Here is a 21,876-nt window from a genome sequence, read left to right as displayed (position 1 = left end):
CGCCCCGACGGTCCGCACGCCGCCGGCTCCATTCGGGCGACGGCGTACGGGTCCGGCGGACAGGACCTAGAGGTCCGCGCAGATGCCGCGCGCCTTCTCCAGGTCCTTCTTGACCGTCGCGTCGAACTCGAAGACGCGGGACTGGCGGTTCTGCGCGCGGCGCACGGCCTCGGCGAGCGGGCGGTACCGGGAGTCGCCCGCGGCGGCGGCCGCCGAGAGAGTGCCCGCCGCGCTGTAGCGGTTCACGGCGATGTCGCCCTCCGCGCCCTTGGTGCCGTACTTCTTCGCGTCGAAGCCGTCGAGTGCCCGGCAGGCGGCGCGGGCGTCGTCGGCCGGGGCGGTGCCCCCGGCGGTGGCGCCGCTGTCCCCGGTGAGCGCCCACGCCGCGGCGACTCCCCCGCCGCCGAGCACGAGCCCCACCAGCAACGGGACGAGCAGGGCGGTCGTACGACCGCGGGGCGCCGGGGACGCTGCGGGATGCGGGGCCTGGGCGGGGGCGCCTTGCGGCTGCTGTGGGTACATCCGGCCCAAGATAGTGCGGGCCCTCCAGGGGCCCGCCACGGGGTTGTCGGACGGTCCGCCACGGGTCGCCGGACGGCCCGTCACTCGGTCTCGCTACGCGGGCTTGAGGTCCGTGATCTTCCGGGTCCGCAGATCCGTCTGCACCTTGATCCTGGTGATCTCGGGGTGCTTGCCGTCGCTCCAGGTGAGGGTGACGAGCGCGGTGGCGTGCCCTGCGCCCGAGCCCGTGTACGCGACCGACCACTTTACCGGCACGTTCTGCGCGAAGAGGACACCGTCGGCGTGCTCGCGGGTCTCGTAGGCGGCCACCTTCTTCTGCTCGGCGGTCGAGAGGTAGAACTTCCGCAGGGCCTTGGCCTGGGCGCCCGCGGCGGGGTCGTCGGTGCTCCACACGGCGTCGATGTAGGCGCCGTAGAAGTCGGCCACGCGGTCCGTCACGTTCCTCGGGTCGCCCTGGACCGGTGTCGGCGCGGCCGTCGACGCGTGCCGGGTGGTGGGGGCGGGGGCCGGGCCGGCGAGCGCGGGTGTGACCGCGGCCAGGCCCAGGGCCGCGGTGAGGGAGCTCGCGACGAGCAGTCGGGCGCGGAGGTTCTTGTGCATCGGAAGTGCCTTCCCCGTACGGCGTGCAGGTGATTCGCCCGGGCGACGGATCCGCCCAGGGCTTTCGGTCACTGGCAAAGATGTCCAAGAGCGGAGGCAAGTTCCAGTAACTCCCCTTTTGTAAAATTCAATGTCGTGGAACCGGCACGGTGAGCTGAGCTAGCGTGCCCGGCCATGGGCGAACTCATAGTGATCCGGCACGGACAAACCGAATGGAGCCTGTCGGGGCAGCACGCCGGCCGGACCGACGTACCCCTCACCAAGGCCGGTGAGGAATCAGCCAGGTCGCTGGCGCCGAGGCTCGCGGGCCGGCGCCTCGCGGCCGTGTTCAGCAGCCCGCTGAGCCGCGCCCTGCGGACGGCCGAGCTGGCCGGCCTGACGGACGCGAAGCCCGACCCCGACCTGCTGGAGTGGGACTACGGCGGCTACGAGGGCCTGACCGCCGAGCAGATCAGGGCGTCGCGGCCGGGCTGGGACCTGTGGCGGGACGGTGTCGCCCCCGGCGACACCGGACACCCCGGCGAGCGCCTCGACGAGGTCGCCGCGCGGACGGACGCGGTGCTCGACCGCATCCGTCCGCTCCTGAGCGAGGGCGATGTCGCGGTCGTCGCGCACGGCCATCTCGCGCGCGTGCTCACCGTGCGCTGGCTCGGCCTCGACCCGTCCGCGAGCCGGCTCCTCGGCCACCCGCACCCCGGCACCCTCAGCTTCCTCTCCTCCGAGGACGGCCGGCCGTGCATCTCCGCGTGGAACGTGCCGTAGGCGGGAGGGGGTTCGGTCCCGCTCGGGGCAGCTCTCTAGGATCACCGGATGCCTGATCTCCCCCACGCCGACCACTACCTCGCCCACGGACCCCGGGTGGCCGTGCGGCCCCTTCGCCTCGCGGATCACGCGGAGTTGACGGCGCTGACCCGCGAGAGCTCCGCGATGATGCGCCGCTGGCTGGGCGCGGGCGAGCGCACGGAGGCCGAGTTCGCCGCGTACATCGAGCAGATCGCGCAGCCCTCCCGCGAGGGGTTCGCGATCTGCCGACGCGACACCGGCGCGATCGTCGGCACCGTCAACATCAACAACATCGTCCGGGGTGGCCTGCAGTGCGGGACCCTCGGGTACACGGCGTACGCGTCGACGACGGGCCGGGGCTACATGACGGACGGGCTGCGGCTCGTCGTCCAGTACGCGTTCGAGCGTCTGGAGTTGCACCGCCTGGAGGCCAACATCCAGCCGGACAACGAGGCTTCGCTCAATCTGGTGCGCCGGCTGGGGTTCCGGCGCGAGGGGTACTCGCCCGCGTTCCAGCGCATCAACGGCGAGTGGCGCGGCCACGAACGCTGGGCCCTGACACGGGCCCTTCGTGACGAATGACCGTCCCCCCACCCATCGAGTGAACCCGAACGGGGCACCTTGTCACTGTCGGCGTCGTTCATCGAGGCGGGCGACGACCTTCCCTGCTCTGATGACCTGAGGGGTTCTGATGCACGAGCTCGCGGACGCGATCGAATCGGTGGAACAGCTGACGGTGGGCTGGCGCGCCCTGGTCCTCGACCGGGACCCGGGCGCGGACGTGCGCGATCTGCCGGGGATCGCCGTGCGTTGGGCGGACTGCCGGTTCGCGTTCTGGAACTGTCTGACGTTCACCGAGGCGGGCCTCGACTCCGGCCTGATGCGGCGGCGGCTCGCGGAGGCTGCCGACATCATGCGGTCGAAGCGGCACCCTGGCTTCCTGTGGGTCTTCGACGACCTCCTCCAGGACGACGCCCGGGCCGAACTCGACGCGGCGGCCGCCCAGATGAGCCTGGAGCACGCCTTCCCCGGCACGGGCATGGCCGGCAGCTTCCTGCCGGTCCCCGATCCGGTCCACCCTGACCTCACGTTCGTACGGGTGTCGACCGAGGAGCATCTGCGGGCGTTCGCGGACATCAACTCGCGGGCGTACGGGTTTGCGCTGGAGGACGGCCGGGACGGGCTCGCGGGGTCCCGGCTGTGGCACGACGAGGTGTACGCGTATCTGGGGCTCCGCGACGGTGAGCCGGTGACGTGTGCCGCGTCGGTCGAGGCGGCGGGCCGGCTGTTCGTCGTCCTGGTCGCCACGGAACCGGCCTGGGAGCGCCGTGGCTACGGCGAGGCGGTCACCCGCAAGGCACTGCACGAGGGCGCGCGGCTCACGGGCCTGACGCGGGCGACGCTGCACGCGACGGTGGCGGGCGCCCCGATGTATCCCCGCATCGGTTTCGAGCCGAACTCGCCGATGCGCTTCTACGCGCTCAAGAGCTGATCCGGTCGAGGTCGGGTCGGCCGGTGACGGGACACGTGTGCGACGCCCCGCACGGTCCCGCGCATCGGGCCGTACGCAACTCTTCGTTCGGGGGATGCGGCATACATCCCGGTTGTACGATGCGTGCCATCCGTCAGCACAACGGAGAGCGAGCCGGAAATGGCCAGTACAGCAGCCGAGACACTCCGGTCCCGGTACGTCGAGCAAGCCGCGTCGGACCTGGCGGAGAACCGGCGCCAGCAGCAGGAACTCACCGACAAGATCAAGATGTTGAGGCAGGAGGAGGCTCTCCTCACCGACATCCTGAGCCTCACCGAGCGGTTCGAGGACCCGGTGCCGGCGTCGTCCGGGCCGGTGGAGCAGGCACAGGAGGACACGGACACCCCTCCCGACGCGCACACCGCTCCGACGCCCACCACCTCGAAGCCGACTCCGAAACCGGCTGCGAAACCGGCTGCGAAGCCCGCGAGGAAGTCCGCCGCGTTGCCGTCTCCCCGGAAGGCCGCCACCACGGCCGACAAGGCGGCCAAGGGCACGAAGTCCGCCCACACCGCCAAGACCACGAAGGCTGCCAAGTCCGCCAAGTCAGTCAAGTCCGCGAAGTCGGTCACGGCGGGCTCCGGGGCGCAGCCGAGCGCCAAGCCTCTGCTCGGTGACCTCCTCGCGGAGCTGCTCGGGCGGTACGAGGAGCCGCGTCTCGCGAAGGAGCTCCGTGAGGAGTTGCTGGAGAAGCACCCTGACCGGACCCCGACGCCGCAGGTCGTGCGGAACACGTTGGAGGCACTCGTGGCCAAGGGACGTATCCAACGGCACAAGCAGCAGCGTTCCGTGATGTACACGCTGGTCGCGCGGGGCGTCGCCTGACGGGCGGGCTCAGGAACGGACGCGCGGGACAGGGCGGACAGGGCGGTCGGTTCCGGTGCCGCGGCGGAATCGGGCGCGGTACTCCCCCGGCCGCTGTCCCGTGTGCCGGACGAAGAGAGCGCTGAAGGCGCCGACGTCGCGGTAGCCGACGTCGGCGGCGATCCGGGCGACCGTCCTGTCGGTCGTCTCCAGCAGGTGTCCGGCCCGGCGGACACGGGCCGCCTGCAGATGGGCGAGCGGGGTGTGCCCCGTCTCGTCGCCGAAGCGGCGGAGCAGCGTCCGTGTGCTGACGTGAAAGGTGCGGGCGAGCGCGGGCAGGTCGTAGCGGGCGTCGAGGTGCTGGTCGAGCCAGCGTTTGACGCCGAGGGAGAACGTCCGGCCGGGGGTGGGGACGAGGGCGGTGTCGACGTACGGGGCCTGGGTGGAGCGGGCGTCGTCGACGAGGGCGATGCGGGCGGTGCTGCGCGCGACGGCGGGGCCGTCGTGTTCGCGGATGAACTGCAGCGCGAAGTCGTACATGGCGCTGAAGGCGGCGGTGGTCGTGACGCCCCGGTCGGTCACGACGAGCCGTTCGGGGCGCAGGTCGGTGTCGGGGTGGCGGCGCGCGAAGCGGTCCGCGAACAGCCACGAGGTGGTGGCCTCCCTGCCCGCGAGCAGTCCGGCCTCGGCGAGGAGGAAGGCCCCGACGCACACGGACACGAGCGCCGTGCCTTCGGCGGCGTGCGCGCGCAGGACGTCCGCCTCCGGGGCCAGGTCGGCGAGGGTCGCGTCGAGGTCGAGGGCGGGCGACAGTTCGAAGCCGGGGACGACGAGGACGTCGACCGGGCGCATCGCGGTGACGTCGAGGGACCAGCCGCCTGAGGCGCGGACCCGGCGCCTCGGCGAGAGGACCGACACCTCGTACGCGGGTGGCGCCGACTCACGTGCCGCCGCCGCGACATGGCCGGCCATGGTCAGCAGGTCGGGGACGCCGTACACCTCGGACGCGAAACAGCCCGGGTAGGCGAGCAGGCCGACGCGGAGCGGGCTGGGGTTCACGGGTGCCTCCGGATCGGACCGTTCGGACAGGGACTTGGGCAGGGCGGGACCGAGGGGAACGGCTGGCGATATTAGCCGGTTGGATGGCGATGTCGCCGCTTCCCGGGAGCGGCTGCGGCCCCGCACGATCAGCCGCATGACAGACCGACACATGACAGACGGACACATGACAGACGGACGAGCGCTGCGCGACCCCCTGGACGACTTCGAGAAGCGGGTCGTCGGCGTGGACGGCGTGGAGAAGACCGTGTACGTGACCGGGGCGGGTCCGGCCGTCGTGCTGATGCCGGAGATGCCGGGCATCAGTCCCGACGTGGCGCGCTTCGCGCGGTGGCTGCGGGAGGCCGGGTTCTCGGTGTACCTGCCGTCGCTCTTCGGCGTCGACGGCGCGTATCCGCTGGCGGAGGCCCGCGAGACCGTCGTGCGGCGGGCCTGTGTCAGCGCCGAGTTCCGGGCGTTCGCCGGGGGCGGGACCAGTCCGGTGACCGGCTGGCTGCGGGGGCTGGCACGGCAGGCGCACGCCGAGCGGGGCGGGCCGGGGGTCGGGGCGATCGGCCTGTGCTTCACCGGGAACTTCGCCCTGACGATGGCCCTGGAACCCGTGGTCGTCGCACCGGTCGTCAACCATCCCTCGCTGCCCCTCGACGACCCGGGCGGCCTGGAGCTGAGCGCACGGGACGCGGCGGCGGTGGCCGAACGGATCGGGCGGGACCGGCTGAAGGTGCTCGCCTACCGCTTCGAGAACGACACCTGGTGCACGGGTCAGCGGTTCGCGGCGTACCGCGCGCTCCTCGGCGACGCGTTCGACGGGCGGGTGCTCGACGACAAGGACGCGAATCCGGCCCCGCCGCCGTTCTTCCGGGACGTCGTCGGCTGCGCGCACAGCGTCGTCACCGCGCACCTCGTCGACGAGGAGGGACATCCCACGCGGCGGGCCCGGGACGAGATCATCGCCTTCCTGGGCGAGCGGCTCGGGGTGACGACGGAGGCCGACGGAGTGTAGCGGGCCCCGCCGGGACCTAAGGCGGTTGAGGACCGTGGCCCGGTAGGGAAGGCTCTGCTGACATGGAGTTCTTTGTCTATCACCGGGACCGGGTCGACTCGCTCGCGCTGCGTGAGGCGCTGCTGGAGGACCACTGGTCGTACATGGACGGGTTCGAGGCCGAACTGATCGCGCGCGGCCCGGCGTTCGCGGCGGACGGCGAGACGCTCGCGGGGAGCGTGCACATCGTCGAGCTGCCGGATCCGGCCGCGGCCTGGGCCTTCGCGTGCGAGGAGCCCTGCTACCAGGCCGGGGCGTACCGGGACGTGATGGTGCGCCGGTGGCGGAACGAGCTGGGGCGCACCATGTGGGACTTCGCGGGCGGGCTCACCGGCGAGGACCGGTATCTGGTGCTCGGGCTCGGCCCGGAGGCGGGCGCCCGGTACGCGGTGCCCGCCGAGCGCGAGGAGCTGCTGGCGTTCGGCCCGCTCCTGTCCGACGACGGGGAGACCTGGCTGGGGACGGCCGCGCTGGTGCGGGCCCCGGACACGGAGACCGCCCGGGGTGTGCTGGGCGCGGGCCCCTGGGCGCAGGTGGAGGTGCATCCGTGGGAGTGCGGCGGACGCCGCTGAGCTCTCCTCCCCCGGCCGGCCGATGGCCGTCGTTCACTGGTTCGTGGCGTTCAGCGCCGGAGGAGCTCGCAGAAGCGGTCCAGGGCACGGTCGGTGCGGGCGCGGTCGCCGGTGGTCGTCAGGTCGAACAGGAGGCCGCGGAGGACGGCCATGACCAGCGTGGAAGTGACGGTGTCGTCGGGAGTGCCGGCGATGTCGCGGAACGTGGCGCCGAGGGTGTCGAACCAATTCGTGATCGCCTCGGCCCGGTCCGGGTGGTTCTCAGGGTGGGCGAGGCCATCGGCGTGCACCTCGAAGATCAGCCGGACGTACGGGGCGCGTTCGGGCGCGCTGATCCAGGCCCAGATGGCCATGCGCGGTCGCGGGTGAGGACCAGGTAGAGCTCCGGGCTGAGGACGGCGTAGATGATGTCCGCCGCTTCCTCTACGGGGACGGCGGTGCGGGCGCCCGGCTTCTCGGTCAGGGACATCGCCGCTGTCGAGATCACCGAGTACCGCGGGTCCGCCTGATCCGGCCAGAACTCCCGGATCTCCGGGTTGGTCGCTGCCGCCGCGCGGGCCATCTCGGTGAGGGCCGCGACGCGTTCGAGTGTTCTGCGGGTGCCTGCGGTCAGTGCGGCCAGTGCGGACTCGGCGGTGGGCGCGTCCAGGACCTCCGCGAACCAGGGCCGGTCCATCGTCGGTACGGGCTCGTCGTCTCCCGCGATCGCCACGTCGACCAGTTCCTTGAGCAGCGACGGCTTGTTCCGGAAGGCGAAGTAGATCGTCTGCACCGCCACACCTGCCCGGTCGGCGATCTCCGTCCTGGCCGCCGTGCGGCTCGTCCGCCAGTACCTGCCCGGGATGAGCGGGCGCGGCTGGGGCCGGATCCAGAACATCGCGAGCGACTCCGCCGTGGTGATCCCCGCCGAGATGATCCACTACGGCATGTCCAAGACGGCACTGCTCGCGGTGACCCGGGGCTTCGCGAAGCAGGCCGCGGGCACCGGAGTGACCGTCAACTCGGTCATCGCCGGGCCGACGCACACGGGCGGGGTCGAGGACTTCGTGTACGGGCTCGTGGACCGGGACCTGCCGTGGGACGAGGCGCAGCGGGTCTTCATGCGCGAGTACCGCCCGCAGTCGCTGATCCAGCGCCTGATCGAACCCGAGGAGATCGCGAACATGGTGGTCTATCTCGCCTCGGACCAGGCCTCGGCGACGACGGGCGGCGCACTGCGGGTGGACGGCGGCTACGTGGACTCGATCCTGCCCTGACGCGCGGTCATCCGTGCCCCGCGCGCGTGCGGGTGGGGGGTGGAGTGCGGAATCCCCTCCGTGCCCCGCACTCCCCCGCCGTCCGTCCACTGCACCACACCCCTCTCGACCGCCACAACAGGAGGGAGATCCTCCGCCTGACTCCGCATGGCTCAGGCCGGCACGGTGCGCGCAGCCGCGGGCGACGGGCCGTCAGGAGCCGCGGCTCGCGGGGTCGCGGGCTCGGGCAGAGTGCGGAAGAAGAGCCAGCTCAGGGCGGGCATGGCGAGGAGCGGGGTCAGAGCGGTCTGCAGGGTGAAGGTGTCGGCGAGGCGGCCGAGCAGCGGGCTGATCAGGCCGCCGATGCTGACGGTGAGTCCGAGCGTGACGCCGCTGGCCGTGCCGACGCGGGAGGGCAGGTAGTCCTGGCCCAGGGTGACCTGGAGCGAGAAGGGGACGTAGAGCCCGGCGGAGGTCAGGGCCACGAACACGTACAGGGCGGGTCCCGGCACGTAGAGGAGACCGGCCACGGCGCCGACGGTGAGCAGGTAGGACCAGCGGCAGACGCGGACGCGGTCGTGGCGGTGGGCCAGGGAGCCGCCCAGGAGCGAGCCGACGGCACCGCCCGCGAACAGGAGGAACAGCGCGACGGTGCCCGCGGCCGAACTGCCGTGCATGCGCTGCTGGGTGTACAGGGCGACGAAGGTGCTCAGGCCGGTGAAGACGACGGAGCGGAAGACGACGGCCAGCGAGAGCTTCAGGAAGGACGGCACGTCGTCCGGGCGGTCCGGTGCCGGCACGGCCGCGGCCGTGCCGGCCTGACGCCGGGCCAGCAGGCGGAGTACGGGGAGGGCGAGGGCCGCGCCGGCGAGCGCGGGCAGGGCCAGGAACGGGGTCCGGTGCAGCGAGCCGTGGCCGATCACGAGGGACACCATGACGGGTGCGAGGGCGAAGCCGATGTTGCCGCCCAGCGAGAACCAGCTCATGGCGCGGTGGCTGCCCCGGCTCGCCAGCCGGGCCAGGCGGGCGGATTCGGGGTGGTAGGCGGCGACACCGATGCCGGAGACCGCGACGAAGACGAGCGTGAGCCCGTACGAGCCGGTCACACCGCTGAGCGCGATCCCGGCGCCGCCGAGGAGCGTGCCGGCCGGCAGCAGCCAGGGCATCGCCCACCGGTCGGTGAGCATGCCGAACACGGGCTGGGCCACGGACGACAGGAGCGACGCGGCGAGGACGAGGCCGGAGGCCACGGCGTAGGTGTAGGCCCGTTCGGCCACGAAGAACGGGATCAGGGACGCCACGGCGCCCTGGTAGATGTCGACGCAGGCGTGGCCCACGGAAAGCAGCAGGATCGAGGTGTTCCTTCGCACGGTTCGCACGCCCTCATCCTGCGAAGCAAGCTCCGTGTCGCGCTTTCGATAAAGTGACAGGTGATGCAGAACATCCGCCACGAAGCCGTAGAGGTGCCGGCCGCCGTCCGGCACACGAGCGTCGCGCCCACCAGCACGCGGTGGCTGGCGTCGGGCGGGGAGATCGACGCCCATCGGCACGACGACCACCAGATCGTCTACGCGGGACACGGCACGATCGCCGTGACGACGGACGCCGGTTCGTGGGTGACGCCCGCGACCCGCGCCATCTGGATCCCGGCCGGGACGGTGCACCGGCACCAGGCGCACGGCGAGCTCGAACTGCACCTCGTGGGACTGCCCGCAGCGCAGAACCCGCTCGCGCTGACCGAGCCGACGGTGCTCGACGTCAGCCCGCTGCTGCGGGAGCTGATCGTCGCGTACACCCGCGATCCCGAGGACGACAGTGAGCGGCGCGCGCGTCTGCGGGCTGTCCTGCTCGACGAGTTGAAGGTCGCGCCCGAGCGGCCGCTGCATCTGCCCGCGCCGACCGCTCCGCTGCTGTGCGAGGTGTACGCGATCCTGCGCGCGGACCCGGCCGAGGCTCGCTCGCTGGAGGAGCTCGGGCATCACGTCGGGGCGAGTGCGCGGACGCTCTCGCGCCTGCTCCGCGCCGATCTCGGACTGACCTTCCCTCAGTGGCGCACCCAGATCCGGCTGCACCACGCGCTGGTGCTCCTCGCGGACGGCCTGTCCGTCACGGGGGTCGCACACCGGTGCGGCTGGTCGTCGGCGAGCACGTTCATCGCCGTGTTCCGCCGGACGTTCGGGCACACGCCAGGCTCCCGCAGGGAGTCCTGAGCCCCGGCGCACGGGCCGGTACACACGCGAGCGGGCACCCTCCTCGGTGGAGGGTGCCCGCTGCACGGGGTCGGAAGGGCTCAGCCGGAGACCTCGGCCCGCTCCTCCTTCGCCGTGTTCACGGCGGTGGTGTCGTCCTGCGCGGCCGGCACCGACTGCGGGTCGGTGCCGCCCTTGCGGCGGACGGCCAGGAAGAAGACCACGGTGAGCAGGGCCAGCCAGACCACGCCGACCTCGAGCGCCACGCGGGTGTCCTCCGCGAACCCGAGGAGGACCAGCACCGCCGTCATGAAGACCAGGGTGATGATCTGGCCGTAGGGCCAGAACGGGGCGGGGAACTTGAGGGCGGCGGTCTCCTCCGGGGACATCGCGCGGCGGGCCTTGACGTGGGTGAGCATGATCATCACCCAGACGAAGACCGTCGCGAACGTGGCGATGGAGGCGATGATCAGGAAGATCTCGCCAGGGACGACCGCGTTCATCACGACGCCGAAGAGCAGGGCGCCGATCATGACGAGCGTGGTCACCCACGGCACGCCGTTGCGGGTCGTGCGGCGCATGACGGCGGGGCCCTGGCCGCGCTCGGCGAGGCCGAACATGGTGCGGCCCGCGGCGAAGATGTCGCTGTTGATGGCGGACAGCGCGGCGGTGAGGACCACGACGTTCAGGACCGCGGCCGCCGACTTGAGGCCGACGCCGGCGAAGATCTGCACGAACGGGCTGCCGGAGTCGCTGATCTGCTGCCACGGGGTGATCGACATGATCACGGCGAGGGTCAGGACGTAGAACAGGATGATGCGCAGCGGGATGGAGTTCACCGCGCCCGGGATCGTCTTCTCCGGGGACTCCGCCTCACCGGCCGTGACACCGATGATCTCGGTGCCGCCGAAGGCGAACATGACGATGGCGAAGGAGAGGACCCAGCCGTCGATGCCGCCGGCGAAGAACCCGCCGTTGTTCCAGAGGTTGTCGATGCCGACGTGGACGTGGCCGGTGCCGAGGCTGAAGGCGATGACCACGATGCCGACGACGATCATGGAGACGATGGCCACGATCTTCACGAGGGAGAGCCAGAACTCCAGCTCGCCGAAGACCTTGACGCTGACGAGGTTCAGCGCGCCGACGATGAGGACGGCGGCCAGCACCCAGATCCAGCGGGGCACGTCGGGGAACCAGAAGCCCATGTACACACCGATGGCGGTCACGTCGGCCACGGCCACGATGACCATCTCGAAGGCGTACGTCCAGCCGGTGAGGAAGCCGGCGAGCGGGCCGAGATGGCGGTTCGCGTACTCGCCGAAGGAGCCGGCGCTGGGGTTGGCCACCGCCATCTCGCCGAGCGACCTGAGCACGAGGAAGACGGCCGCGCCGCCGATCAGGTAGGCGAGCAGGACTGCGGGGCCACCGGTCTCGATCGATGCCGACGATCCGTAGAACAGACCGGTGCCGATCGCCGAGCCGAGGGCGATGAAGCGGATGTGCCGTGAGTTGAGCCCGCGGCTCAGGCCGGCTTTTTCGGTACGCAAACGAATGTCTCCCTCTGGGGGTGGGGGCCGGAGGACGTGCCGGAGGAACATGTGGGGGGTTGAGATGCCTGCGGCATCGACCTGCTTTTCCGAGCTCCCGACAACGAACGTCAGCTTGTATATTCCTGTCTATACAGGCGCGTCAAGAGGTGGTCCGATGAATGAGCGAAATGAGCGCAAGCCGTCGCCCCGCACATCCTCCAGCGCCTCCCCCGCCGTCGGACGGGCCCTCGACATTCTGGTATACCTTGCCGGTCGCCCCGGCCTGGTGCAGGCCGCGACCCTCGCGCGTGACCTGGATCTTCCCCGCTCGTCGGCGTACCACATCCTGACCGTCCTCGCGGATCGCGGCTTTGTCACGTACGTGCCGTCGGAGCAGGCCTACGGGCTCGGGGTCGCCTCCTTCGAGGTCGGCTCGGCGTATCTGCGCCACGAGCCGCTGGAGCGCCTCGCCCGGCCGATCCTGCGTACGGTCGCGAGCCGGCTCGGCCAGACCGTGCACCTCGGGATCCTGCACGGCGCGGAGACGGTCTACCTCCTCAAGGAGCGTCCGCCGGCCCGCGCCGGGGACATCGACATCGCACTTGTGACGGATGTCGGCGTGCGCCTGCCGGCCCATCTGACGGCCAACGGGCGCGCCATCCTCGCCCACACCTCGGAGGCGCAGCTGCGAGCGCTGTTCTCCCGTCCCGGCGATCTGACCACCCGCACCGGCCGGGGCCCGCGTTCGCTGCCGGAGCTGACCGGTGAGCTGGCCCGGGAGCGGGAGCGCGGCTGGTCGCAGGAGGTCGAGATGGTGTCGCAGGGCTTCTGCTCGATGGGGGTGGCCTCGTTCGACCACAACGAGCGGCCGGTCGCCGCGATCAGCACGACCTGGCGCCGCCATCACGGCCGGCACGACACCGAGGAAGTGCGGGAGACGCTGGCGCAGGGAGCGGCGCGGCTGACGGCCGCGGTCTCCGGACACACGCCGACGACGGCCGCGGGCCCGGCGACGGGCCATGCGACGGGAGCCGGCCCCGCCCACTGAGATGAGGCCTCAGTACGGCGTTCAGTACGTCGTTCAGTGCGTCGCGAACGCGCCTTCCAGGCGGTATCGGGAGCCCGGGTGGAGCAGGCGGGCGATGCTCACGAGCGCGTCGCGCGACCAGGTGCGGCGCTGGATCAGCAGGCACGGCTCGGCGGGCGCGACGTCGAGGATCGCGCACTCCTCCGGCGAGGCGAGGACCGCCTCCACGATGTGCTCGCCCCGGCCCAGCGGCGCGACCTTCGAGAGGAACGCGTACGGGGTCTGGAGCGTGAAGTCCTGGTCCAGGTAGCCGGGGGCGAAGGCCGGGTTCACGGAGCGGTCCTCCAGCTGGAGCGGCACGCCGTCCTCCAGGTGCACGACCCGGGAGCGGAAGACGGGGGCGCCCTTGCCGAGCCCGAGGTGCGCGGCGGTGCGCTCGTCGGCGGGCTCCGCGGCCAGGGACAGCACACGGGCCCCGTAGCGGTGGCCGCGGCTGCGGACCTCGTCCGCGATGTTGTGGACCTCCAGGAGCGCCGAGCTGGCCTTGCGCTGCGCGACGAAGCTGCCCACGCCCATGACGCGCCGGATGACGCCGTCGGCGGCGAGCTCGCGCAGCGCGCGGTTGACCGTCATGCGGGACAGACCGAGGGCGTCGACGAACTGGCTCTCCGAGGGCAGCGCGTCGTCCTCGCTCCAGTGACCGTCCCGGATCTGGCGCTCGACGAGCTCCTTGACGCGCTGGTACGCGGGCACGGCTCCGCCCGCGCCCTGCTCGTACCACCGGGCCAGTTCCGCCGGGTCCACGACCACGCCGCCCACCGTCCTCGCCATCCGCTCCCCCTGCGCGCCAGCCTGCTCCTGCCTGCTTCGAATCCTATGGGAGCGGTTCTCCGTACGGACGGGCCGTTGGTCCCTCGTCAGGTCCTTCGCCCGGGAAGCGTCTCGGATCCGAGAAATGCGGGCGCCGCCGCTGGTTCCGCGACCGCCGCTCGCATGTCATGAGGGTGCACAACCGCTCGATCCCCCTGAGGAGCACACATGACCACCCCTTCCCACGCAGCGCCGGGCGTCGTCCGGGCCCCCCGCGGCACCGAACTGAACACCCTGGGGTGGCAGCAGGAGGGCGCCCTGCGGATGCTCATGAACAACCTCGACCCCGAGGTCGCCGAGCACCCCGAGGACCTCGTCGTCTACGGCGGCACGGGCAAGGCCGCCCGTAACCACGAGGCGTACGACGCGATCGTCCGCACGCTGAAGACGCTCAAGGACGACGAGACCCTCCTCGTCCAGTCCGGCAAGCCCGTCGGTGTCATGCGCACCAACGAGTGGGCTCCCCGTGTGCTCCTCGCCAACTCCAACCTCGTGGGCGACTGGGCCAACTGGGAGGAGTTCCGCAAGCTCGAGGCCGAGGGCCTCACCATGTACGGCCAGATGACCGCCGGTTCCTGGATCTACATCGGTTCGCAGGGCATCCTGCAGGGCACGTACGAGACCTTCGGCGCCGTCGCCCGCAAGAAGTTCGACGGCACCCTGGCCGGCACCATCACGCTGACCGCCGGCATGGGCGGCATGGGTGGCGCGCAGCCGCTGGCCGTGACGATGAACGACGGTGTCGCGATCTGTGTCGACGTCGACGAGACGCGTATCGACCGCCGCATCGGCACCCGCTACCTCGACGTCAAGGCCGACAACCTGGACCACGCGCTCGAGCTGGCCGTGAAGGCCCGCGACGAGCGCCGCGGCCTGTCCATCGGCGTCGTCGGCAACGCCGCCGAGATCTTCCCGGAGCTCCTGCGCCGCGACGCCCCGATCGACATCGTCACCGACCAGACCTCCTCCCACGACCCGCTGGCCTACCTGCCCGTCGGCATCTCGGTCGCCGACTGGCACAAGGAGCGCGAGGCGGACCCGGCGGGCTTCACCGAGAAGGCCCGCAAGTCGATGGCCCTGCACGTCGAGGCCATGGTCGGCTTCCTCGACAAGGGCGCCGAGGTCTTCGACTACGGCAACTCGATCCGCGACGAGGCCCGCAAGGCCGGCTACGACCGCGCCTTCGACTTCCCCGGCTTCGTCCCGGCCCACATCCGCCCGCTGTTCGAGGAGGGCCTCGGCCCGTTCCGCTGGGCCGCCCTCTCGGGTGACCCGGAGGACATCGCCAAGACGGACAAGGCGATCAAGGAGCTGTTCCCGGAGAACAAGCACCTGCACCGCTGGCTGGACATGGCGGCCGAGCGGGTCGCGTTCGAGGGTCTGCCCGCGCGCATCTGCTGGCTCGGCTACGGCGAGCGCCACCTGGCCGGCCTCAAGTTCAACGAGATGGTCGCCTCCGGCGAGCTCTCCGCCCCGGTCGCCATCGGCCGTGACCACCTGGACTCCGGTTCGGTGGCCTCCCCGTACCGCGAGACCGAGTCGATGCTCGACGGTTCCGACGCGATCGCCGACTGGCCGCTGCTCAACGCCCTCGTGAACACCTCCTCGGGTGCTTCCTGGGTCTCGATCCACCACGGTGGCGGGGTCGGCATGGGCCGCTCCATCCACGCCGGCCAGGTGTGCATCGCCGACGGCACCGAGCTCGCCGGGCGCAAGCTCGAGCGCGTCCTGACGAACGACCCCGGCATGGGTGTCATCCGGCACGTCGACGCCGGCTACGAGTACGCCTCCTCGGTCGCCAAGGAGCGCGGTGTCCGCGTCCCGATGACGGAGTCCGGGGACCACTCGGCGTGAGCACGCACCCGGAGGCCGCTCCGGCGGTCGCCGTCGTCCCGGCCCGGCCCTGGTCGGGCCGGGACGACGGGCCCGGCGCCGAGCACCTCCGGTGGCACCACGCGGTCGAGCTCGACATCGAGCTGACCGAGCCCGGGGACCTCGCGTTCGTCGGGTTCGCCAGCGACGAGGGCGTGCGCCGCAACAAGGGGCGCCAGGGCGCCGCGCAGGGTCCGGCGGCCCTGCGCCGGGCCCTCGCCTCGATGGCGCTGCCCAGGCCGCTGCGGGCTCTGGAGACGGGGCAGCAGCGCCTGGGCGCCGCCGTCGCGCACCTGGTCGACCGCGGTCACCAGGTGGTCGTCCTCGGCGGCGGTCACGAGGTCGCGTTCGGCACGTACAGCGGTCTGGAGCAGACGCGGGCCGTGCGAGCCGGCGGGCGGCTCGGGGTGCTGAACCTCGACGCGCACTTCGATCTGCGCGACGACGTGCGGCCCGGTTCGGGCACGCCGTTCCTGCAGATGGCGCAGAGCGAGGCGCGGCACGGCCGGGACCTCGACTACTGGGTGCTCGGCATCAGTCAGGCCGCCAACACGCAGGCGCTGTTCCGCACCGCCCAGTCGCTCGGGGTGCGGTATCTGCCGGACACCGAGTGCGGTGTGCTGGACGCGTCGCGGGTGGACGCGTTCGTCGACGCGTTCCTCGAGAGCTGCGATCTCGTGCATCTGACGATCGACCTCGACGTGCTGCCGGCGGCCGTGGCCCCCGGGGTCAGCGCGCCCGCCGCGTACGGCGTGCCGATGGAGGTCGTCGAGCGGGTGTGCACGCGGGTCGCGCGCAGCGGCAAGCTCGTGGTCGTCGATGTCGCCGAGCTCAACCCCGAGTTCGACGTCGACGGGCGCACGGCGCGGGCCGCTGCCCGTCTCGTGCACCGCACGGCCACCACCTGGGCGTGACGCTCACCCCCTGAACAGGCCGCCAGGTCGCCCGGCATGCGAGAGCCGCGGCCTGGCGGCCGCGGCTTTTCCCACCCTGTTCGGCTGCTTGCCCGAGGCTCAGTGGACGTCCGTGAGGGCGACCACCGCGAGGACCCCGTCGACCGCGATGTCGGCGGGGTCGTCGTCGTCCTGGAGCAGGACCGCGTCGAGCCGGCCGAGGGTGACCGAGTCCCGGTACAGGGTCGCGGAGCCCTCCAGGACGATCGCGAACACGCGGGTCCCGGGGGCCGGGTGGAGCACGGTGTAGCGGCGCTCGATGGAGACCTCGGCCTTGGCGTCGGTGCGGCGGACCATCACGTTGAAGTCGACGATGGGGCCGTCGAGCAGCCGGCAGTCGGTGGTGGCGTCGCCGGAGAAGGCGAGCGGGGTGTAGCGGGTGTCGACGACGTGTTCCGTGCCGTCGACGGTGAGGGCCATGCCCGGTCCCTCGACGACGGTGATGACGCGGTCGATGCCCTCGAACGCCGAGAAGGGGCCACTGGTCGCGACGTCGGCGACGCTGATCCGCCACACGAAGTCGTCGGTGCCGGCGCCCTGGGGGTGGGCCAGGACCTCGGTGGTGATGCCGCCGCCGTTCTTCCACGGTGCGGGGGTCCGCTCGTGCGCGCGCAGGATCTGAGGTGCCATGAGGGGGAGGGGTTCCTTCCGGTCCGGTCGTGTTCAGGTGCGGTGGGAAAACGCGTCCTCCTCCCCCGCGGCCTGGGGCTGCGGGAGAGGAGGTACGCGATGGTTCTGGGGCTGTCCTAGCGCTCGGCGGTGTGCCGTGCCTCCAGGGCGGCCTCGGTGAAGACCCGGTAGCCGGCCTCCGGGTCGTAGCCGTGGATCTCGCGGGTGTCGAGGGCGGCCATGTACGTCAGGACGTCCTTGCTGACGACCTGTCCGGGCACCAGCACCGGGAAGCCGGGCGGGTACGGGGTGACGAACGTGGCGGAGACCACGGTACGTCCCTCGGCCATCGCGTCGGTGATGGCCTCCATGGACAGGTGCTCGCACTCGGTGTCGTCGTAGGCGAGGAAGAACGCGGCGCGCATGTCGCCCTCGGGGGTGCGCGGGCTCGGCCGGAACGCCGGGTGGAAGGCGCTGAAGTCCGGCAGGGCCGCGGAGCCCGTGCCGAGGCCGGTGACGAGGCCGCGGTGCACGGCGAGGTCGTGCGGGCTCATCTCGCCGACGTTCTCCTCCAGGTCCTCGGCGATGCGCACGAGGACCTCGATGAGGTAGGCGACGGAGCTGCGGGTCGTGCCGATGTTCGTCATGAACAGCAGCGTGTTGCGGGTCGTCTTGTTGACCTGCACGCCGTGACGGTCCATCAGGAGGTCGTGCTTGAAGGTGTCGCCGTCGATGCCGGTGCGGCCGATGTGCATGGTGGCGCGGGTGGGGTCGAGGACGAACTCGTCCTCCTCCCAGGCCCGTTCCATCCGGGCCAGGCCCGTGCGCAGCGGCTGCTCGATGCCGGAGGAGCGGAAGCGCGGCGGGATCAGCTCGGGGGTGGTGAGGACGTGCAGGTAGCGGCTGAGCAGCGGGTGCTGGTCGACGGCGTCGCGGAGCACTCCGGCCTGTTCGAGCTGCTTCTGGACGAGGGCGTACCCCTCCAGGACGGCCTGGCGCCGGCCCAGGTCCATGGAGGCGAGGATCTGGTAGTTGGGCGAGGTCGAGGTGTGCGTCATGTACGCCTCGTGGAACACCTCGGCGACCTTGTGCCGGAAGTCCTGGTCGAAGACGTGGACCATGGAGCCCTGGCGCATCGAGGTGAGCGTCTTGTGCGTGGACTGCGTGGCGTAGACGCGGACGCGGACCTGCTCGGGGTCGGGCAGCAGCCGGGTGGTGGCGAGGGTCTCGTCGTCCGGGTCCTCGCCGAGGCTCTCGCGGTGGGCGGCGTACGTGTCGGCGTACGCGGGGTCGCGGTAGCGGTCGGTGAGGGTGCGGGCGGAGGCCATCGCGGTGCGCCGGCGGTAGACGGGGTGGAAGCGGGCGAAGGCGAACCAGGCCTCGTCCCACAGGAACGCCAGGTCCGGCTTGAGGGCCAGGCACTCCTCCATCACGCGCGTCGGGTTGTAGACGATGCCGTCGAAGGTGCAGTTGGTGAGCATCAGCAGCTTGACGCGGTGCAGGACGCCCTCGCGCTTGAGCATGAGCAGCTTGCGCTTGATCTCCTCGACGGGGACGGCGCCGTACATGCCGTACTCGTCGAGGGGATAGGCGTCGAGGTAGACGACGTGGGCGCCGGCCAGCACGAGTCCGTAGTGGTGGGACTTGTGGCAGTTGCGGTCCACGAGCACGATGTCGCCGGGGCGGACCATGGCCTGCACGACGATCTTGTTGGCGGTCGAGGTGCCGTTGGTGACGAAGTAGGTCTGGCGGGCGCCGAAGGCCTCGGCGGCCAGGTCCTGGGCCTCGCGGAGCGGGCCGGTGGGGGCCAGCAGGGAGTCCAGTCCGCCGGAGGTGGCGGAGGTCTCGGCGAGGAAGATGTTGGTGCCGTAGAAGTCGGCGATCTCCGGTATCCAGGGCGAGTTGAACACCGAGGCGCCGCGGGAGACCGGCAGGGCGTGGAAGACGCCGGTGGGCTTGCGGCTGTGGGCGCGCAGCGCGGTGAAGAACGGGGCGCGGTGGCGCTCGGTGATGCCGTGCAGGATCGACAGGTGCAGTTCGAGCAGGCCTTCGCGGGCGTGGAAGACGCGCCGGAAGCGGCGACTGAGGCGGCCCGCGGTGGACTCGACGGCTCGCTCGGACACGAGGTAGAGGTCGAGTTCGGGGCGCAGCGCGAGGAGGCGGTCGCCGAGGGCGCGGACCTGTTCGTTGCTGTCGTCGGGGGTGGCGGCCGGGGCGTCGGCGGACTCGTCGAAGAAGCGGCGCACGACGCTGAGGTCGTGGCGGGAGCGGTCGGTGAACCTGTCGCGGACGACGACGGCCTGGAGGCTGGAGTTGACCAGCGACGTGATGACCGCGTCCTCGAAGCTCGGGGCGACGACGATCTCGTAGGCGAACTCGTCGTCGGGGCGGCGCAGTCGGCGCAGTTCGGCGCGCAGGGCCTGTTCCTCGGCGGCGTCCAGATCGCCGACGACGAGGACCTCGAAGTACGGGGTGGAGGGCGCCGGCGTGGTGTACGGCGCCTCGGCGCTCTCGTCGGCGCAGCCGCTGGGGGTGGCGGCGGTGTGCGGGGCGGTGCCGCGGTGCCGGTGTCCGGCCAGGGCGCGGTCGAGTTCGTCGGCGCGCTGGGCGAGGTGGCGGTGGTCCCCCTCGTCGAGCAGGGCGGAGAGTTCCCTGAGGGCGGGCAGGCCCGGGAAGGCCCAGCAGTGCTCGATGGGGGTGAGGAGGTCGATGAGCTCCTCGATGCCCGCGACGGTGTGCGGGTGGTGGTCCGCGCCCTGCGTAGCGAGGCGGTGGGTGAGGTCCGTCAGGGAGCTCCAGGCGTCGGCGCGCAGTTGCCCGACGCTGTTGTGCACCGTGGCGGTCGGCAGGTCATTCACCGGGAACTGGCTCCTTCTGAGGGCTGCCCGGCCCGCCGCGGACGGGGAGGGCGCGAAGTGTGGCGAGGCGTGGGTGGCAGCGGTCCGGGGCCTGACCGGCCCTTCCCGTCGCGTTTGAGGGTGGTGCGAGGGGAAGGGGCGGTCAGGGCCCGGCACACCTCCGGGTCCCGCCGGACCCGGGAGGTGTGGGGACGGAGTGCGTCCTGATCAGACGAGCGAGCCGGTGACGGACTCGGCGGCGGCCAGGGCGCGGCCGGAGGCGACGTACTGGACGGCCTCCTCGATCTCCGGGGCGAGCCAGCGGTCGGTGCCGGGGCCCTCGACGGTGGCGCGCAGACCGTCGCGCACGGCCGCGGTGGCCGGGGCGGGGGTCAGCGGGGCGCGCAGGTCCAGGGCGCGGGCGGCGGTGTAGAGCTCGACGGCCAGGACGCGGTTCAGGCCGTCGATGGCGCGGCGCAGCTTGCGGGCGGCCGACCAGCCCATGGAGACGTGGTCCTCCTGCATGGCGCTGGAGGGGATCGAGTCCACGGAGGCCGGGGCGGCCAGGCGCTTGAGCTCGGAGACGATCGCGGCCTGGGTGTACTGGGCGATCATGTGGCCGGAGTCCACGCCCGGGTCGTCGGCCAGGAAGGCGTTCAGACCGCGGTTGCGGGCCGGGTCGAGGAAGCGGTCGGTGCGGCGCTCGGAGATCGAGGCGACGTCCGCGACGGTGATGGCGAGGAAGTCGAGCACCGCGGCGACGGGGGCGCCGTGGAAGTTGCCGTTGGACTCGACGCGGCCGTCGAGGGTGACGACCGGGTTGTCGACGGCGCTGGCGAGCTCGCGGGAGGCGACGAGCTCGGCGTGGGTCAGGGTGTCACGGGCGGTGCCGTGGACCTGCGGGGTGCAGCGCAGCGAGTAGGCGTCCTGGACGTAGGTGCAGTCCGGGCCGGCGTGGCTGGCGATGATCGCCGAGTCGGCGAGGAGCGAGCGCAGGTTGCCGGCGCTGTCGCCCTGGCCGGGGTGCGGGCGCATGGCCTGCAGGTCGGCGGCGAACACGGCGTCGGTGCCGAGCTGGCCCTCGACGCTCATGGCGGCGGCGATGTCGGCCGTGCGCAGCAGCTTGCGCAGGTCGTGCGCGGCGAGGACGAGCATGCCGAGCATGCCGTCGGTGCCGTTGATGAGGGCGAGGCCCTCCTTCTCCTCGAGGACGACCGGCGTGATGCCGGCGGCGGCGAGGGCTTCGGCGGCGGGCTTCTTCTCACCGTCGGCGGTGCGGACGACACCCTCGCCCATGACGGCGAGCGCGCAGTGCGCGAGGGGGGCCAGGTCGCCGGAGCAGCCGAGCGAGCCGTACTCGTGGACGACCGGGGTGATGCCGGCGTTCAGGAGCGCGGCGTAGGCCTCGGCGGTCTCGGTGCGGACGCCGGTGCGGCCGGTGGCGAGGGTGGACAGGCGCAGCAGCATGAGGGCGCGGACGACCTCGCGCTCGACCTCGGGGCCGGAGCCGGCGGCGTGCGAGCGCACGAGGCTGCGCTGGAGCTGCGTGCGCAGCTCGTTGGGGATGTGGCGGGTGGCCAGGGCGCCGAAGCCGGTGGAGACGCCGTAGTGGGGCTTGACGTCGGTGGCGAGGGCCTTGATGACCTCGCGACTGCGGGCGATCTCCTTGAGGGCCTCGGGCGAGAGCGACACCTGGGCACTGTGGCGGGCAACGGACACAACTTCGTCGGCGGAGAGGGCACCGACACCAACAACAACGGTCATGTACCTATGAAGCCGCAGGCAGACGCCGCTCGCGAGTCCTGGGAGACGTGTTGTGTCTGGGATCCAAGACTCTCGGTC

Annotated in this window: 21 protein-coding genes and 1 pseudogene; 11 read left to right on the top strand and 11 right to left on the bottom strand. The window is 71.8% G+C overall.

Annotated features, from left to right (window positions below):
- Positions 1 to 66: 66 nt before the first annotated feature.
- Together ACIBTU_RS07200 and ACIBTU_RS07195 are read right to left on the bottom strand one after the other, a co-directional pair.
- A complete protein-coding gene (locus ACIBTU_RS07200; RefSeq protein WP_399124930.1) occupies positions 67 to 522 on the bottom strand; it encodes a hypothetical protein in 456 nt (151 codons plus the stop codon).
- Positions 523 to 615: 93 nt separating this feature from the next.
- Positions 616 to 1,122 (bottom strand): hypothetical protein, encoded by a 507-nt coding sequence (locus tag ACIBTU_RS07195; RefSeq protein WP_399124929.1) that lies wholly within the window; start codon positions 1,120 to 1,122, stop codon positions 616 to 618.
- Between the two features lie 174 nt (positions 1,123 to 1,296).
- Here ACIBTU_RS07195 and ACIBTU_RS07190 point away from each other — a divergent pair, with 174 nt between their 5' ends.
- The 4 genes from ACIBTU_RS07190 (at position 1,297) to ACIBTU_RS07175 (ending at position 4,261) form a co-directional block, all read left to right on the top strand.
- A complete protein-coding gene (locus tag ACIBTU_RS07190) occupies positions 1,297 to 1,884 on the top strand; it encodes a histidine phosphatase family protein (protein ID WP_399124928.1) in 588 nt (195 codons plus the stop codon).
- 48 nt (positions 1,885 to 1,932) lie between these two features.
- On the top strand, positions 1,933 to 2,487 hold the full coding sequence (locus ACIBTU_RS07185; RefSeq protein WP_399124927.1) for a GNAT family N-acetyltransferase: 555 nt from the start codon (positions 1,933 to 1,935) through the stop codon (positions 2,485 to 2,487).
- 109 nt (positions 2,488 to 2,596) lie between these two features.
- On the top strand, positions 2,597 to 3,397 hold the full coding sequence (locus ACIBTU_RS07180) for a GNAT family N-acetyltransferase (protein ID WP_399124926.1): 801 nt from the start codon (positions 2,597 to 2,599) through the stop codon (positions 3,395 to 3,397).
- Between the two features lie 159 nt (positions 3,398 to 3,556).
- Positions 3,557 to 4,261 (top strand): hypothetical protein, encoded by a 705-nt coding sequence (locus ACIBTU_RS07175; RefSeq protein WP_399124925.1) that lies wholly within the window; start codon positions 3,557 to 3,559, stop codon positions 4,259 to 4,261.
- A gap of 9 nt (positions 4,262 to 4,270) precedes the next feature.
- On the opposite strand, the gene ACIBTU_RS07170 is transcribed toward ACIBTU_RS07175, so the two are convergent.
- A complete protein-coding gene (locus tag ACIBTU_RS07170) occupies positions 4,271 to 5,299 on the bottom strand; it encodes a GlxA family transcriptional regulator (RefSeq protein ID WP_399124924.1) in 1,029 nt (342 codons plus the stop codon).
- A 166-nt stretch (positions 5,300 to 5,465) separates the two neighbouring features.
- Between ACIBTU_RS07170 and ACIBTU_RS07165 the strand changes: the two genes are divergently transcribed.
- Together ACIBTU_RS07165 and ACIBTU_RS07160 are read left to right on the top strand one after the other, a co-directional pair.
- Positions 5,466 to 6,302, top strand: a complete 837-nt coding sequence (locus tag ACIBTU_RS07165; protein ID WP_399124923.1) for a dienelactone hydrolase family protein — start codon at positions 5,466 to 5,468, stop codon at positions 6,300 to 6,302.
- Between the two features lie 62 nt (positions 6,303 to 6,364).
- Positions 6,365 to 6,913 carry a YciI family protein gene (locus tag ACIBTU_RS07160; protein WP_399124921.1) on the top strand — a complete coding sequence of 183 codons (549 nt, stop codon included), beginning with the start codon at positions 6,365 to 6,367 and terminating at the stop codon, positions 6,911 to 6,913.
- A 50-nt stretch (positions 6,914 to 6,963) separates the two neighbouring features.
- On the opposite strand, the gene ACIBTU_RS07155 is transcribed toward ACIBTU_RS07160, so the two are convergent.
- Together ACIBTU_RS07155 and ACIBTU_RS07150 are read right to left on the bottom strand one after the other, a co-directional pair.
- Entirely contained in the window at positions 6,964 to 7,266 is a 303-nt protein-coding gene (locus ACIBTU_RS07155; RefSeq protein WP_399124920.1) for a hypothetical protein, read from the bottom strand.
- Positions 7,212 to 7,685, bottom strand: coding sequence for a TetR family transcriptional regulator (locus tag ACIBTU_RS07150; RefSeq protein WP_399124919.1), 474 nt, complete (start codon positions 7,683 to 7,685; stop codon positions 7,212 to 7,214). The genes ACIBTU_RS07155 and ACIBTU_RS07150 overlap by 55 nt, the downstream gene beginning before the upstream one ends.
- Before the next feature lie 22 nt (positions 7,686 to 7,707).
- Between ACIBTU_RS07150 and ACIBTU_RS07145 the strand changes: the two are divergent.
- Positions 7,708 to 8,169: pseudogene (locus tag ACIBTU_RS07145) on the top strand (SDR family NAD(P)-dependent oxidoreductase); the annotation flags it as partial.
- A gap of 152 nt (positions 8,170 to 8,321) precedes the next feature.
- Here ACIBTU_RS07145 and ACIBTU_RS07140 read toward each other — a convergent pair.
- Positions 8,322 to 9,518, bottom strand: a complete 1,197-nt coding sequence (locus ACIBTU_RS07140; protein ID WP_399125370.1) for an MFS transporter — start codon at positions 9,516 to 9,518, stop codon at positions 8,322 to 8,324.
- A gap of 63 nt (positions 9,519 to 9,581) precedes the next feature.
- On the opposite strand from ACIBTU_RS07140, the gene ACIBTU_RS07135 reads away from it, so the two are divergent.
- Positions 9,582 to 10,358, top strand: coding sequence for an AraC family transcriptional regulator (locus tag ACIBTU_RS07135; RefSeq protein WP_399124918.1), 777 nt, complete (start codon positions 9,582 to 9,584; stop codon positions 10,356 to 10,358).
- Between the two features lie 80 nt (positions 10,359 to 10,438).
- On the opposite strand, the gene ACIBTU_RS07130 is transcribed toward ACIBTU_RS07135, so the two are convergent.
- Positions 10,439 to 11,884 (bottom strand): amino acid permease, encoded by a 1,446-nt coding sequence (locus ACIBTU_RS07130; RefSeq protein WP_399124917.1) that lies wholly within the window; start codon positions 11,882 to 11,884, stop codon positions 10,439 to 10,441.
- A 157-nt stretch (positions 11,885 to 12,041) separates the two neighbouring features.
- Here ACIBTU_RS07130 and ACIBTU_RS07125 point away from each other — a divergent pair, with 157 nt between their 5' ends.
- The gene (locus ACIBTU_RS07125; protein WP_399124916.1) at positions 12,042 to 12,914 is read left to right on the top strand and encodes an IclR family transcriptional regulator; all 873 of its coding nucleotides are present in this window, start codon (positions 12,042 to 12,044) and stop codon (positions 12,912 to 12,914) included.
- 33 nt (positions 12,915 to 12,947) lie between these two features.
- Here the strand turns inward: ACIBTU_RS07125 and hutC are convergent, their stop codons facing one another.
- The gene (hutC, locus tag ACIBTU_RS07120) at positions 12,948 to 13,724 is read right to left on the bottom strand and encodes a histidine utilization repressor (protein WP_399124915.1); all 777 of its coding nucleotides are present in this window, start codon (positions 13,722 to 13,724) and stop codon (positions 12,948 to 12,950) included.
- A 207-nt stretch (positions 13,725 to 13,931) separates the two neighbouring features.
- Between hutC and hutU the strand changes: the two genes are divergently transcribed.
- A complete protein-coding gene (gene hutU / locus ACIBTU_RS07115) occupies positions 13,932 to 15,617 on the top strand; it encodes a urocanate hydratase (RefSeq protein ID WP_399124914.1) in 1,686 nt (561 codons plus the stop codon).
- A complete protein-coding gene (hutG, locus tag ACIBTU_RS07110; protein ID WP_399124913.1) occupies positions 15,614 to 16,549 on the top strand; it encodes a formimidoylglutamase in 936 nt (311 codons plus the stop codon). The genes hutU and hutG overlap by 4 nt, the downstream gene beginning before the upstream one ends.
- Before the next feature lie 99 nt (positions 16,550 to 16,648).
- On the opposite strand, the gene ACIBTU_RS07105 is transcribed toward hutG, so the two are convergent.
- From ACIBTU_RS07105 to hutH, 3 genes are all read right to left on the bottom strand, one after another.
- On the bottom strand, positions 16,649 to 17,218 hold the full coding sequence (locus ACIBTU_RS07105) for a HutD family protein (RefSeq protein ID WP_399124912.1): 570 nt from the start codon (positions 17,216 to 17,218) through the stop codon (positions 16,649 to 16,651).
- 116 nt (positions 17,219 to 17,334) lie between these two features.
- Complete coding sequence (locus ACIBTU_RS07100; protein WP_399124911.1) at positions 17,335 to 20,055, bottom strand: aminotransferase class I/II-fold pyridoxal phosphate-dependent enzyme; 2,721 nt, start codon at positions 20,053 to 20,055, stop codon at positions 17,335 to 17,337.
- Between the two features lie 207 nt (positions 20,056 to 20,262).
- Entirely contained in the window at positions 20,263 to 21,798 is a 1,536-nt protein-coding gene (gene hutH, locus ACIBTU_RS07095; RefSeq protein WP_399124910.1) for a histidine ammonia-lyase, read from the bottom strand.
- Positions 21,799 to 21,876: the final 78 nt, after the last annotated feature.

The sequence above is a fragment of the Streptomyces sp. NPDC050145 genome (genome assembly GCF_044460245.1).
Classification (GTDB): Bacteria; Actinomycetota; Actinomycetes; order Streptomycetales; family Streptomycetaceae; genus Streptomyces.
Note: the sequence above shows the minus strand (reverse complement) of the source record. Positions and strands in the feature narration are given on the sequence as shown.

Coding starts and splice junctions, on each gene's coding strand:
- ACIBTU_RS07135 (WP_399124918.1), top strand. CDS start 9,582: ATGCAGAACATCCGCCACGAAGCCGTAGAGGTGCCGGCCGCCGTCCGG.
- ACIBTU_RS07155 (WP_399124920.1), bottom strand. CDS start 7,266: ATGGCCATCTGGGCCTGGATCAGCGCGCCCGAACGCGCCCCGTACGTC.
- hutC (WP_399124915.1), bottom strand. CDS start 13,724: ATGGCGAGGACGGTGGGCGGCGTGGTCGTGGACCCGGCGGAACTGGCC.
- ACIBTU_RS07200 (WP_399124930.1), bottom strand. CDS start 522: ATGTACCCACAGCAGCCGCAAGGCGCCCCCGCCCAGGCCCCGCATCCC.
- ACIBTU_RS07175 (WP_399124925.1), top strand. CDS start 3,557: ATGGCCAGTACAGCAGCCGAGACACTCCGGTCCCGGTACGTCGAGCAA.
- ACIBTU_RS07180 (WP_399124926.1), top strand. CDS start 2,597: ATGCACGAGCTCGCGGACGCGATCGAATCGGTGGAACAGCTGACGGTG.
- ACIBTU_RS07185 (WP_399124927.1), top strand. CDS start 1,933: ATGCCTGATCTCCCCCACGCCGACCACTACCTCGCCCACGGACCCCGG.
- ACIBTU_RS07190 (WP_399124928.1), top strand. CDS start 1,297: ATGGGCGAACTCATAGTGATCCGGCACGGACAAACCGAATGGAGCCTG.
- ACIBTU_RS07165 (WP_399124923.1), top strand. CDS start 5,466: ATGACAGACGGACGAGCGCTGCGCGACCCCCTGGACGACTTCGAGAAG.
- ACIBTU_RS07125 (WP_399124916.1), top strand. CDS start 12,042: ATGAATGAGCGAAATGAGCGCAAGCCGTCGCCCCGCACATCCTCCAGC.
- ACIBTU_RS07195 (WP_399124929.1), bottom strand. CDS start 1,122: ATGCACAAGAACCTCCGCGCCCGACTGCTCGTCGCGAGCTCCCTCACC.
- ACIBTU_RS07105 (WP_399124912.1), bottom strand. CDS start 17,218: ATGGCACCTCAGATCCTGCGCGCGCACGAGCGGACCCCCGCACCGTGG.
- ACIBTU_RS07160 (WP_399124921.1), top strand. CDS start 6,365: ATGGAGTTCTTTGTCTATCACCGGGACCGGGTCGACTCGCTCGCGCTG.
- hutU (WP_399124914.1), top strand. CDS start 13,932: ATGACCACCCCTTCCCACGCAGCGCCGGGCGTCGTCCGGGCCCCCCGC.
- hutH (WP_399124910.1), bottom strand. CDS start 21,798: ATGACCGTTGTTGTTGGTGTCGGTGCCCTCTCCGCCGACGAAGTTGTG.